Origin of the sequence: Sphingomonas sp. (assembly GCF_026460985.1) — a bacterium.
GTDB lineage: Bacteria > Pseudomonadota > Alphaproteobacteria > Sphingomonadales > Sphingomonadaceae > Sphingomonas.
Genome location: NZ_JAPKNM010000088.1, coordinates 1 through 12,521 on the forward strand (window position 1 = coordinate 1; position 12,521 = coordinate 12,521).

A 12,521-nucleotide genomic window follows, 5' to 3' on the forward strand; every position below is an offset into this window, starting at 1 on the left:
TTCATCACCAACCCGGAGAAGATGACGGTCGAGCTCGCCGATCCGTACATCCTGATCCACGAGAAGAAGCTGTCGAACCTGCAGGCGATGCTCCCGATCCTGGAAGCCGTCGTCCAGTCGGGCCGTCCGCTGCTGATCATCGCCGAGGACATCGAGGGCGAGGCTCTGGCCACGCTCGTTGTCAACAAGCTGCGTGGCGGCCTCAAGGTCGCGGCGGTCAAGGCGCCGGGCTTCGGCGATCGCCGCAAGGCGATGCTCGAGGACATCGCGATCCTCACCAAGGGCGAGGTCATCTCGGAGGATCTCGGCATCAAGCTCGAGAGCGTCACGCTCGGCATGCTCGGCACCGCCAAGCGCGTCTCGATCGACAAGGACAACACCACCATCGTCGACGGTGCGGGTGAAGCCGATGCGATCAAGGGCCGCACCGACGCGATCCGCCAGCAGATCGAGAACACCACCAGCGATTACGACCGCGAGAAGCTCCAGGAGCGTCTCGCCAAGCTCGCCGGCGGCGTTGCCGTGATCAAGGTGGGCGGCGCTTCGGAAGTCGAGGTCAAGGAGCGCAAGGATCGCGTCGACGACGCGCTGCACGCGACCCGCGCGGCCGTGGAAGAGGGCATCGTCCCCGGCGGCGGCACGGCCCTGCTCTACGCGACCAAGGCGATCGAAGGCCTCAAGGGCGCCAATGACGACCAGACCCGCGGCGTCGATATCGTCCGCAAGGCGCTCTACGCGCCGGTCCGCCAGATCGCGCAGAACGCCGGTCACGACGGTGCGGTGATCTCGGGCAAGCTGCTCGACGGCGGCGACTCGAACCTCGGCTTCAATGCCCAGACCGAGACCTATGAGAACCTGGTCGCGGCCGGCGTGATCGACCCGACCAAGGTCGTGCGCACCGCGCTCCAGGATGCGGCCTCGGTCGCCGGCCTGCTCATCACCACCGAAGCGGCGGTGAGCGAGCTGCCGGAAGACAAGCCCGCCATGCCCGCGATGGGCGGCGGCATGGGCGGCATGGGCGGCATGGACTTCTAAGTCCTTCCGTTTGTTGAATATGCGAAGGGCCGGGGAAACCCGGCCCTTCTGCTTTTTTTGCGACGAACTCTGCGACAAAGGCGCTACACGGCCTTGACCCCGGAGCTCGGATTGGGGAACGCAGAAGCCTGAAAAGCTAGGGGGTTGCGTACGTGTTCAGTTGGGTTGCCGGACGGTTGCGGTGCTTCAGCGGGAAGCATGATCGTTCGGAAAAGCATATCGAGCGTCCCGCGAGCGACGAACGTTTCGTCAGCAAGTGCCGCTTCTGCGGAACGCCGATGCGCCGCCGCGCCAAGCGCGACTGGGTGGTGATCTCGCGCGCCGAGTATCGCGACGTGCGCCGCAGCGCCAGCGGCCGGGGTGTATTAGCCCCCTAAGCCGACAAAGCGCTTTCCTTGGCGCGAAAAGCGCGACAGATTGCCGGCTTCCAACTGCGCGTCGAGCCTACCGGCGCTTCTTCGGGGAAGCCTTGAAATGACCGAACTATCCCGCCGCGATGCGCTGACCGCCGGCGCGCTGGCGACGCTTGCCATGTCCGCTCCAGGCTGGGCGCGGGCCGCCGCCGAGCCCGCCGGAGGCCCCGCATGGGACCTCACCGAAATCTATGCCGACGAAGCCGCCTGGGACACGGCCCGCAAGGGCGCGCTCGCCGCGCTTCCCGCCATCGCCAAGTACAAGGGCCGGCTCGGCGAGAGCGCCGCGGTGCTCGCCGAGGCGCTCGTGCTCCAGTCCGATCTCGGCAAGACGATCGGCCGGGTCTACACCTATGTGAGCCTCAAGGGCGACGAGGACGTCCGCGTCGCCGCCTGGCAGGAGAAGCAGGCGCAGGCGATCGACCTCTACACCGCATTCGGCGAAGCCACCGCCTGGTTCGCTCCCGAGATCCTCGCTTTGGGCAAGCCGAAGATCGACGGCTTCGTCGCCGCCAATCCGACGCTCAAGGCGCGCTTCGACTATTATCTCGCCAACATCGTCCGCCAGGCCGAGCACACGCTCTCGCCCGAGGGCGAGGCGCTCCTTGCGAGCGCGACCGCGCCGCTCCAGGCGCCGGGCGACATTTCGGGCCAGCTCCGCTCGTCGGACATCCCCTGGCCGACGATCAAGCTCTCCGACGGCAAGGAAGTCCGGCTCGACAGCCAGGGCTATACGCTCAATCGCGACGCCCCCAACCGCGCCGACCGCAAGGCGGTGTTCGACGCCTTCTGGGGCGCGCACGGCAAGTTCCAGAACTCGTTCGGCGCGACCTACAACGCCAAGGTCAAGAGCGACATCTTCTACGCCAAGGCGCGGAAATACCCGACCTCGCTCGCCAGCGCGCTCTCGGGCGCCAACGTGCCCGAGGCGGTCTATCGCACCCTCGTCGCCGAGACGAACAAGGGCCTGCCCCAGCTCCACCGCTATTTCGATCTGCGCCGCCGGATGCTCAAGCTTCCCGACATCGCCTATTACGACATCTATCCGCCCCTGGTGTCGCTCGATCGCCCGTTCAACCTCGACCAGATGCGCACGCTGACGCTCGAGGCGGTCAAGCCGCTCGGGCCCGACTATCAGGCGCGCATCGCCAAGGCGAGCGCGGCGAAGTGGATGGATCCCTGGCCGCGCGAGGGCAAGCGCCCCGGCGCGTACATGCAGCCCGGCGCCTATGAAGTGCATCCCTATCTGCTGCTCAACCTGTCCGAGAAATATGACGGGCTGAGCACCTATGCGCACGAATGGGGCCACGCGCTCCACTCGCTGCTCGCCAATTCGGCCCAGCCCTATGAGAAGGCCGACTATCCGATCTTCCTCGCCGAGATCGCCTCGACGCTCAACGAGCAGCTGCTCGTCGCGCACATGCTGAAGGGCGCGAAGACCAAGGAGGAGAAGCTCTTCTATCTCGGCCAGCAGATGGAGAATTTCCGCGGCACCTTCTTCCGTCAGACGATGTTCGCCGAGTTCGAACTGAAGGCGCACGACCTGGCCGAGGCGGGCGAAGGGCTGTCGGGCAAGAAGTTCACCGAGGTCTATTTCGACCTGCTACGGCGCTATCACGGGCCGAATATGGGTCTCGATCCCGCTTATGGGAACGAATGGGCCTTCATCCCGCACTTCTACAACAGCTTCTACGTCTACCAATATGCCACCTGCATCGCCGCGGCGACCTACTTCGCCCAGCAAATCCTCAAGGGCGGCGCAAAGGAGCGCGACAATTACCTGTCGGTGCTGAAGGCGGGCGGCTCGGACTATCCGGTCGACATCCTCAAGCGCGCCGGCCTCGATATGGCGTCGCCGGCGCCCTACCGGGCGCTCGTCGCGACCTTCAAGGACACGCTAGACCAGGCCGAGGCATTGCTGGCCTGACCGAAATGCGAGCGCGGCCCCCGACCGCGCTCGCCGGACGTCACTTCTTCATCGCGTCGATGATCTTCTTGACGTCCTGGCTGCACCCGCGCGGGAGGACGAGCACATCGTCCCCCGCCGCGACCACGATCAGGTCGCGCACGCCGACCAGCGCGATGCGCCTGCCCGCCTCGCTGCGCACGAGGCAATTCTCCGCATCGATCGCGACGACGTCGCCCCGGCAGACATTGCCCTGCACGTCGCATTCGCTGATCGCGTGGAGCGCATCCCAGCTCCCGACATCGCTCCATCCCATCGCGACCGGGACCACGGCGACGCGCGGCGCCTTCTCCATCACGGCATAGTCGATCGAATCGGCCGGCGAGGCTGCGAATTCCTCCGCGTCGGGCCAGATCCGATTCCCGTCGCGCCGCGCCTTCTCCATCGCCCGCTGCGCCGCCACCAGCATGGCCGGCGCGAAGACGCTGAGCGCGCCGAGATACATGTCGGCGCGAAACAGGAAGATCCCGCCGTTCCAGGCATGGTCCCCCGACGCAAGCATCGCCTCGGCCTTGTCGCGCGGCGGCTTCTCGACGAACCGGTCGACCCGGTGGACGCCCTCGGCGATCTCCTCGCCCACCTTGATCCAGCCATAGCCGGTCTCGGGCGCGTCCGGCGAGATCCCGAAGGTCACCAGCCACCCCTCGTGCACCAGGGGCAGCGCGGCATGGACCGCCGCATGGAAGGCCTCCACATCGGCGATCACGTGGTCCGACGGCATCACCAGGATCGGATCGCTACCGCCCCCCGCCGTGATCGCTGCGAGGGCGATCGCCGGCGCGGTGTTGCGCCCCATCGGCTCGAGCACCAGCGCCTGCGCCTCGGCGGCGACGCCGGCGAGCTGCTCCTCGACCTGGTCGGCATGGAAGGCATTCGCGACGACGATCGGCCGGGCGAAACGCTCGCCGGCGGTGCGCCGCGCGGTCAATTGCAGCATCGTCTCCTCGGCGGTGAGCGCCAGCAATTGCTTGGGCTGCTCGGGGCGCGACAACGGCCACAGCCGGCTTCCCCATCCTCCCGAAAGGATGACGGGAATGATCGGCTTTGCTTCCGGCATCACGAAGGGCTCCCTGTTTAGGCCGTGGATATAGATACTTGCCCCGAGAGGTTAAACGGCATGTCTCCGGAACGGTTGCGTCCCGAGGCCCCCGCTTAAAGCATCTTCGTTCCGCCTGCGATGCATGTCGGGTTTGTTTACACTTAGCCGATAGTGCTGGATCCGCCATGATCCGCCTGTTCAAGCATTACGTGCCCAATGCCGTGCTGCTGCTCGGTCTGCTCGATATCGTCCTGCTGGTCGTGGCGGGCGAGCTCGGCTGGATCCTGCGCGAGCACCAATTGGGCATGGCCCCCACCGCCACCTCCGACCGCATGCCGCAGTTGCTGAGCTACATGGCCTTCATCGAAGTGGCGATGATCGCGGTCGGCGTCTACGGCGCCGACGCGCTCCAGTCGCTCCGCTATGCCACCGCCAGGCTGATCGTGGCGATCTCGCTGGGCGTGATCGGGCTGAGCGTGCTCTATTTCCTGATCCCCCAGATCAGCTTCTGGCGCTCCAACCTGCTCTACGCGATGGGCGTATCGGTCCTGCTGCTGATCTTCCTGCGCATCCTGCTCGGCAAGACCTTGGGCAGCCAGGCGTTCAAGCGCCGCATCGTCGTCCTCGGCGCCGGCCCGCGCGCCGCCCGGCTCAAGCTGCTGTCGAAGACGCCCGGCGCGGGTTTCGCGGTGGTCGGCTACGTCTCGATGAGCGAGGCCAACCGCGTCATCCCCGAGGCGATCGCGCGCGACGCCATCTACAACCTCGCCGATCACGTCGTGCTGCTCAACGCCAGCGAAGTCGTGCTCGCGCTCGAGGAACGGCGCAACGCGCTTCCGCTCAAGGACCTGCTGCGCATCAAGACCACCGGCGTCCATGTCAACGAGATCTCGACCTTCCTCGAGCGCGAGACCGGCCGCGTCGACCTCGACAGCGTCAATCCGAGCTGGCTGATCTTCTCCGACGGTTTCTCCTCGGGCCGCATGGTCTCGAGCGCCTTCAAGCGCCTGTTCGACATCAGCGCCAGCCTGGTGCTGCTGATCCTGACGCTCCCGATCGTCCTGGTCACCGCCGTCGCGATTCGGCTCGAGAGCAAGGGCCCGGCCTTCTACCGCCAGCGCCGCGTCGGGCTGTACGGCGTGGGCTTCGACGTCATCAAGCTGCGCTCGATGCGCCAGGATGCCGAAGCGGGCGGCAAGGCGGTCTGGGCCGAGAAGGACGACCCCCGGATCACGCGCATCGGCCGGATCATCCGCAAGCTGCGCGTCGACGAGCTGCCGCAATGCTGGAGCGTCCTGAAGGGCGAGATGAGCTTCGTGGGTCCGCGTCCCGAACGCCCCCAGTTCGTCGAGGACCTCGAGCAGAAGCTGCCTTATTATGCCGAGCGCCACATGGTGAAGCCCGGCATCACCGGTTGGGCGCAGATCAACTACCCCTATGGCGCCTCGATCGAGGATTCGCGCCAGAAGCTCGAATATGACCTGTTCTACGCCAAGAACTATTCTCCCTTCCTCGACCTGCTGATCCTGCTCCAGACGATCCGCGTGGTGCTCTTCCCCGAAGGCGCGCGCTGATGACCACGACGCTGATCCTGTGGAGCCACGCACTCGCGGCCCTGCTGTTCGGCGGCCTCGCATTGTGGACGGTCCGCGGCGCGGCGATCGGCCTGCCGCGCCGCCCGCTGGCGACCGCGCTGGCGCTCACCTCGCTCTGGGCGCTCGCCGTGGCCGGGATCGGCGCCGGCGAGATGGTGACGCGGATCTTCGAGACGCTGCGCAACTTGGCCTGGCTCGGCTTCATGATCACGCTGCACCGGCGCGACGCCAATGTGCGCCCGCCGCTGGCGCTCGGCACCGTCTATGGCGTGGTGGCGCTGGTCAGCATCGGCACGCTGGCGCTCCACATCGCCGCCAGCGTCGACACGCGCGAGGCGGCGGAGCAGATCGAAAGCGCGGTGCTGCTCCTTCGCATGCTCGTCGCGGTCGCCGCATTGGTGCTGGTCCAGGCACTCCATGCCGCGCTCAACCCCCAGGCGGGCGGCGGCCTGCGCTGGATCGCGACCGCGCTCGCCGGGCTGTGGATCGCCGAGTTCCTGCTCTTCTGCACCGAATATCTCGGTGCCCAACCGCAACCGCAATCGATCGCCGCGCGCGGGGTGGCAATGGTCGCGGTCGCGCTGGCGATGGTCACCGCGCTCCTGCGCAAGGGCGAGCTGAACGTCCAGGTCTCGCGCACCGTCGCCTATCAGTCGCTGTCGCTCGTCGCGATCGGTGCCTATTTCGCGCTGCTCGCGCTCGCCACCAGCGCGCTCGCCACCATCGGCGGCAGCAATGCCCGCGTGTTCCAGACCGCCTTCGTGCTCGGTTCGACCGCGGCGATCCTGACGCTCGTCTCCAATGGCTGGCTACGCGCCTGGACCAAGGTCAAGCTCGCCAAGCATTTCTTCCGCCACCGCTACGACTATCGCGCCGAGTGGATGCGCTTCACCGAGACGCTGGGCGCCCCCGACGGCACCGCGCCGCTCGACGAGCGCATCGTCAAGGCGATCGCGGACTTGACCGAATCGCCCGCGGGCCTGCTGCTGGTGCCCGACGGCACCGGGCTCGGACTCGGCGCGAGCTGGAACTGGGACCGCAGCCTCTTCCCCGCCGCGAGCGACACGCCGCTCGCCGATCATCTCGCCGGTACCGGCCGGATCATCGAGCTCGACGGCGTCCGCAAGGACCCGCATGGCCCCGATGCCGGGGCCGTCCCGGCATGGATGCTCGATATCGCCGATGCGTGGGTCGTCGTGCCGCTGCCGCACATGGAAAGCCTCGCCGGCGCGATCCTGCTCGCGCGCCCGCCGCTCGATCGCGCGCTCGACTGGGAGGATTTCGACCTGTTGAAGGTCGCGGGCCGCCAGGTCGCTAGCCATCTCGCCGAGGCGCGCGCGCAGGAAGCGCTCGCCGATGCGCAGCGCTTCGACGAGTTCAACCGGCGCTTCGCCTTCATCCTCCACGACATCAAGAACCTGGTGAGCCAGCTGACGCTCACCGCCCGCAACGCCGAGCGGCATGCCGACAAGCCCGAGTTCCGCGCCGACATGATCGCGACGCTCAAGGATTCGGCCGAGCGGATGAACGCGCTGCTCGCGCGCCTCTCGCAGCATCATCGCGGACGCAGCGAGGCGCCGCACGCGATCGAGGTCGTGCAATTGGTCCGACGAGTGGCCAACGTTCGCGCGCGCCAGCATCCCGTTCTCCTGTCCGGCATCGGCACCGCGACGGCGCATGCCGATCCGGTAGGGCTGGAGCAGTTGCTCAACCACCTCGTCCAGAACGCGATCGACGCGAGCCAGGCCGACGCGCCGGTGACGCTCGCGGTCGGCGCCGACGGGCTCGTCGTTACGATCGACGTGGTCGACCAGGGCTGCGGCATGTCCCCCGCCTTCGTCCGCGACAAATTGTTCAAGCCTTTCGTCTCGTCCAAGCCCGACGGCTTCGGCATCGGCGCGTTCGAGGCACGCCAGCTCGCCGCGGCGATGGACGGGCGGATCGAAGTCGCCTCGCGCGAGGGCCAGGGCACGCGCTTCCGCGTGATCCTCAAGGCCGCGCACGCCGCCGATCTCCGCCAGGAGCGCGCCGCATGACCGATATGGAGAAGCTGCTGATCGTCGAAGACGATGCCGGGCTTCAGCGCCAGCTGCGCTGGGCCTATGAAGGCTATGCGATCCACACCGCCGCCAATCGCGAGGAGGCGATCGCCGTCATCCGCGCCGAGGAGCCGCAGGTGGTGACGCTCGATCTCGGCCTGCCGCCCGATCCCGACGGCACGACCGAGGGCTTCGCGACGCTCGAGACGATCCTCCAGCTCCGCCCGGATACCAAGGTGATCGTCGCTTCGGGCCACGGTGCGCACGAATCGATGCTCAAGGCGATCGCGCTGGGCGCATGGGACTTCTACCAGAAGCCGATCGACATCGACGCGCTGGGGCTGATCGTCGCGCGCGCCTTCCACGTTCACGCGCTCGAGGCCGAGAACCGTCGCCTTGCCGAACGTGCCGAGGCCGGCGCGGTGCTGGGCGGCATGATCACCGGCGCGCCCGAGATGCTCAAGGTCACCCGCACGATCGAGCGCGTGGCGGGCGCCGACGTATCGGTGATGCTGCTCGGCGCCAGCGGTACCGGCAAGGAACTCCTCGCGCGCGGTCTGCACGACACCTCCCCCCGCAAGAAGGGCGCGTTCGTCGCGATCAACTGCGCAGCGATCCCCGAGACCCTGCTCGAGAGCGAGCTGTTCGGGCACGAGAAGGGCGCCTTCACCGGCGCGGTCAAGACCACCGAAGGCAAGATCGAGCTCGCCCAGGGCGGCACCCTGTTCCTCGACGAGATCGGCGACGTGCCGCTGCCGCTCCAAGTCAAGCTGCTGCGTTTCCTCCAGGAGCGGGTGATCGAGCGGATCGGCTCCCGGAAACCGATCGCGGTCGACACGCGCGTGGTCTGCGCGACGCATCAGGATCTCGACGCGATGGTCGCCGAGGGGCGGTTCCGCGAGGATCTCTATTACCGCCTCGCCGAGATCGTGATCCGCATCCCCTCGCTCGCCGAGCGCCCGGGCGATGCGGGGCTGCTCGCGCGGCACTTCCTCCAGAAATACGCCACGGCGATGCAGACGGGCGCGAAGAGCTTCGCCCCCGACGCGCTCGCCGCGATCGACGCCTGGAACTGGCCCGGCAATGTCCGCGAGCTCGAGAACCGGGTGAAGCGCGCCGCGATCATGGCCGAGGGCAAGATGGTCACCGCCGCCGATCTCGACCTCGACGGCAAGGACGACGCCATCCCGATCAACCTGAAGGCCGCGCGCGAGCTCGCCGACCGCAAGGCGATCCGCCATGCGCTCGCCCGCGCCGAGGGCAATATCTCGGGCACCGCACGGCTGCTCGGGATCAGCCGCCCGACCCTCTACGACCTGATGAAGGCCTATGACCTCCAGCCGTAAGCGCTCCCGCTCCACCCGGCGCAAGCCCGCCTTCCGTCGCCTGATCGTGATCGGCGGCGCGATCGGCGCGTTCGTCCTGGTGCTCGCGGCGTGGTTCACGCTCGCGCCCGCGCGGCTCGATCCGGCGGCGGCGCAGCAGGCGGTGGAGCGCAGCGGCAAATTGCTCGAGGCCGGCAATGCCACTGCCGCGCGAGAAGCGGCGTTCGCCGCCGTCCGCGCCGATCCGGGCAATGCCCAGGCGCATCTCACACTGGCCAGGGCCATGCTTGCGCTCGACGACGGCGCCAGCGCCGAGCCCGAACTGCGGCGCGCCGTCGAAGCCGGCTACAAGCCGAAGCAGGTCGCGCATCTACGCGCGCATGCGCTGCTCCTCCAGGGCGAGGAAGAAAAGGCGCTTGCCGAGGCCGGCAAGGCCGATCCGCAATATCGCGCTTATGCGCTGCGCATCCGCGCCCGCGCGCTCGCCGCGCTCGGTAAGCTGCCCCAAGCCTTCGCGGCGATCGACGAGGCCGTCCGCGCCGCACCGCGCGACGCCGAGATCCGGGTCGATTCCGGCCGGCTCAAGCTCGATGCCGGAGACGTGCTCGGCGCGATCCGCGCCTCCGAACAGGCAGTGAAGCTCAACGGCGGCAATCTCGACGCATTGGTGCTGCGCGGCGAGATGGTGCGCAGCCAGTTCGGGCTGGTCGCGGCGCTTCCCTGGTTCGAGGCCGCGCTCAAGCGCGACCCCGCCGATCACGGCGCACTGATCGAATATGCCGCGACCTTGGGCGATGCCGGGCGCACGCTCGATTCGCTCGCGGCGACGCGGCGTGCGCTCGCGGCGCGGCCCGGCAGCCCGCATGCGCTATACCTCCAGGCAGTGATCGCCGCGCGCGCCGGCAATACGGATCTGGCGCGCGGCCTGATCGAACGCGCGGGCCCCGGCCTCGCCCAGATCCCCGCCGCGTTGCTGCTCGGCGGCGCGCTCGACATCGAAGCTGCCGATTACGAGCAGGCGATGGAGAAACTCAAGCCGCTCGTCGCCAACCAGCCGATGAACCTCGCGGCCCGGAAACTGCTCGCGGTCGCCCTGCTGCGCACCGACAGCGCGCGCAACGCGATCGACCTGCTCCGCCCGGTGATCGAACGCGGCGATGCAGACAGCTATGCGCTGACGCTCGCGGCGCGCGGTTTCGAGCGCATCGGCGACCGCGCGGCGGCGGCGCAACTGCTCGATCGCGCCGCCTGGCCCGAGCGGGGCGGCACCACTGCCTTCTCCGCCGAGGACAGTACCATTGTGCTCGCCGCCGATGCGGACCAGCGCGCCGGCGATCCCGCGGCCCTGGTCCCGCTGATCCGCGCGCTGATCGGCCAGGGCGACAAGGCGGGCGCGCTCGCAAAGGCGCAGGATCTCGCCGCGCGCCATCCGGGCACCCCTGCGGCGCATCTGCTCGTCGGCGATACGTTGATGCTGACGAACCGCTTCGCCGATGCCGCAGGCGCCTATCGCCGCGCCGCCGACCTTCGCTTCGACGAACCGACGATGCTCCGGCTGATCGAAGCGCTCGATCGCGCCGGCCGAGGCGCCGACGCCGCGAACGTGCTCGCGTTGTTCCTGTCGCAGAACCCGGTCAACGTCGCCGCATTGCGCCTGTCGGGCGGCTGGCAGCTCGCCGCGGGCGACTATGATTCGGCGATCGACACGCTCGAGCTGCTCCGTACGCGCATCGGCGACGGCGACGCCGCGCTCAACGCCGATCTCGCGGTGGCCTATGCCGGCGCGGACGAGTTCGAGGCAGCCGAGGATCTCGGCGAGGCGGCCTATGCCCTGGCGCCTGCCAATCCCGTGGCGGCCGACGCTTATGGCTGGGCACTCTACAAGAACGGCGACACCGGCGCCGCGGTGGAGCTGCTGCAAAAGGCCGTGCTGCTCGCCCCGCGCCACGCCGGGCTGCGCTGGCACCTCGCCCAAGTCTATGCCGATCTCGGCCGCAAGCCCGAAGCGCGCCAACAGGCGCAGGCGGCGCTCGCCGACCCGCGCTTCACCGATCGCGCAGCCGCAACGGCGCTGGCGCAGTCGTCATAAATAGCATCCCGTCCGATTCCTCAGTTCTTCCTCACTTCCTGCTCATGCGGTTCATCCCGGCGCGCGCCAGGATGAACCTGTGATTCCCACAGGAGGCGAGCACATGATCGGATCGAGCGAAATGGGCGGCGCGGCGGCCCGGAATTATTGGCGGATGGCGCGCTGGACCGCGGCATTGGCGTTGCTGCTCACGCCGCTGGTGATGATGCAGATCAGCGACGGATGGCATTGGACTCCCGGCAGCTTCGTCTTTGCCGGTATCGTCATCGGCGGAATCGTGTTGCTCTACGAGCTCGCCGAAAGGGTGAGCGAAAGCCGGGCCTATCGTGCAGGGGTCGCCGTCGCGCTGCTGACATCGTTCCTGACCGTATGGACCACGATCGTCCGCGACGACGGCAATGGCATCGGCTTCTTCCTGCTGGTCATGGCGGCAGTGGTCGGTGGGTTCGCCGCCTGGTTCCGGCCCGCGGGAATGGCGCGGACCATGCTGGGCGTCGCGATCATGCAGGCATTGCTCAGCCTGGCCATCGCGACCGCGCCATCGACCGCGAGCATGCCGGATGGCGGGTCGAGGATTTTGCTGTTCGGCGGCCTCTTCACCGCATTGTGGCTGGCATCGGCGACTTTTTTCCGGGCCGCCGCAAGATCGGCTGACACCCGCCAGGCCTGAGGCCGCTTTCGGCAGCCTTCCAAAAATGAAAGAGGCCGCCGGGACCCATCAGGGACCCCGGCGACCTCCGACATGGTCAGCGGCCGGAGAGTTCCAGCCCGGGAGACCATGCGGGCCGCTTTCCGATGGCTGACGAGCGTTGATTGGAGGAGAATACCTCCCGCTCGCCCCACGGACGGAGGACTTCCGCCCGCGCCTTCAGATCAGCGGCGCGTCTCCCGAACGAACTGAACCGACCCCATTGCTGAACCATGAGACATCGGATCACCTCCTTTCGCCAGTTGAAGAACGAGTGTGGCTTGCGGCCACGAACGAATCTTGAATCATCGCGAGTCGCAGAACAAGTCTTG

The 12,521-nt window shown here is 67.9% G+C and carries 9 protein-coding genes; 8 read left to right on the forward strand and 1 reads right to left on the reverse strand.

Annotated elements, in window-relative coordinates; all coding sequences use genetic code 11:
* The 3 genes from groEL to pepF form a co-directional block, all read left to right on the forward strand.
* Nucleotides 1-1,035: chaperonin GroEL (groEL, locus tag MT490_RS14555; RefSeq protein ID WP_297389143.1), on the forward strand; the 1,035-nt coding region annotated here is incomplete at its 5' end.
* Between the two features lie 152 nt (nucleotides 1,036-1,187).
* Nucleotides 1,188-1,412 (forward strand): hypothetical protein, encoded by a 225-nt coding sequence (locus MT490_RS14560; RefSeq protein WP_297389145.1) that lies wholly within the window; start codon nucleotides 1,188-1,190, stop codon nucleotides 1,410-1,412.
* A gap of 97 nt (nucleotides 1,413-1,509) precedes the next feature.
* Complete coding sequence (gene pepF, locus MT490_RS14565) at nucleotides 1,510-3,375, forward strand: oligoendopeptidase F (protein WP_297389148.1); 1,866 nt, start codon at nucleotides 1,510-1,512, stop codon at nucleotides 3,373-3,375.
* Between the two features lie 40 nt (nucleotides 3,376-3,415).
* Here pepF and MT490_RS14570 read toward each other — a convergent pair whose 3' ends face one another.
* Nucleotides 3,416-4,471, reverse strand: a complete 1,056-nt coding sequence (locus tag MT490_RS14570) for a mannose-1-phosphate guanylyltransferase/mannose-6-phosphate isomerase (RefSeq protein ID WP_297389217.1) — start codon at nucleotides 4,469-4,471, stop codon at nucleotides 3,416-3,418.
* A 167-nt stretch (nucleotides 4,472-4,638) separates the two neighbouring features.
* Here MT490_RS14570 and MT490_RS14575 point away from each other — a divergent pair, with 167 nt between their 5' ends.
* The 5 genes from MT490_RS14575 to MT490_RS14595 all read left to right on the forward strand — a co-directional run bounded on the left by MT490_RS14575 (nucleotide 4,639) and on the right by MT490_RS14595 (nucleotide 12,171).
* Nucleotides 4,639-6,027, forward strand: a complete 1,389-nt coding sequence (locus MT490_RS14575) for a TIGR03013 family XrtA/PEP-CTERM system glycosyltransferase (protein ID WP_297389150.1) — start codon at nucleotides 4,639-4,641, stop codon at nucleotides 6,025-6,027.
* Nucleotides 6,027-8,084 carry an XrtA/PEP-CTERM system histidine kinase PrsK gene (prsK, locus tag MT490_RS14580; RefSeq protein WP_297389152.1) on the forward strand — a complete coding sequence of 686 codons (2,058 nt, stop codon included), beginning with the start codon at nucleotides 6,027-6,029 and terminating at the stop codon, nucleotides 8,082-8,084. The genes MT490_RS14575 and prsK overlap by 1 nt, the downstream gene beginning before the upstream one ends.
* A complete protein-coding gene (gene prsR, locus MT490_RS14585; protein ID WP_297389154.1) occupies nucleotides 8,081-9,433 on the forward strand; it encodes a PEP-CTERM-box response regulator transcription factor in 1,353 nt (450 codons plus the stop codon). The genes prsK and prsR overlap by 4 nt, the downstream gene beginning before the upstream one ends.
* Entirely contained in the window at nucleotides 9,417-11,501 is a 2,085-nt protein-coding gene (locus tag MT490_RS14590) for a tetratricopeptide repeat protein (RefSeq protein WP_297389156.1), read from the forward strand. Before prsR ends, MT490_RS14590 begins: the two co-directional genes overlap by 17 nt.
* Nucleotides 11,502-11,604: 103 nt before the next feature.
* Entirely contained in the window at nucleotides 11,605-12,171 is a 567-nt protein-coding gene (locus MT490_RS14595) for a hypothetical protein (RefSeq protein WP_297389159.1), read from the forward strand.
* The last annotated feature ends 350 nt before the right edge of the window (nucleotides 12,172-12,521 follow it).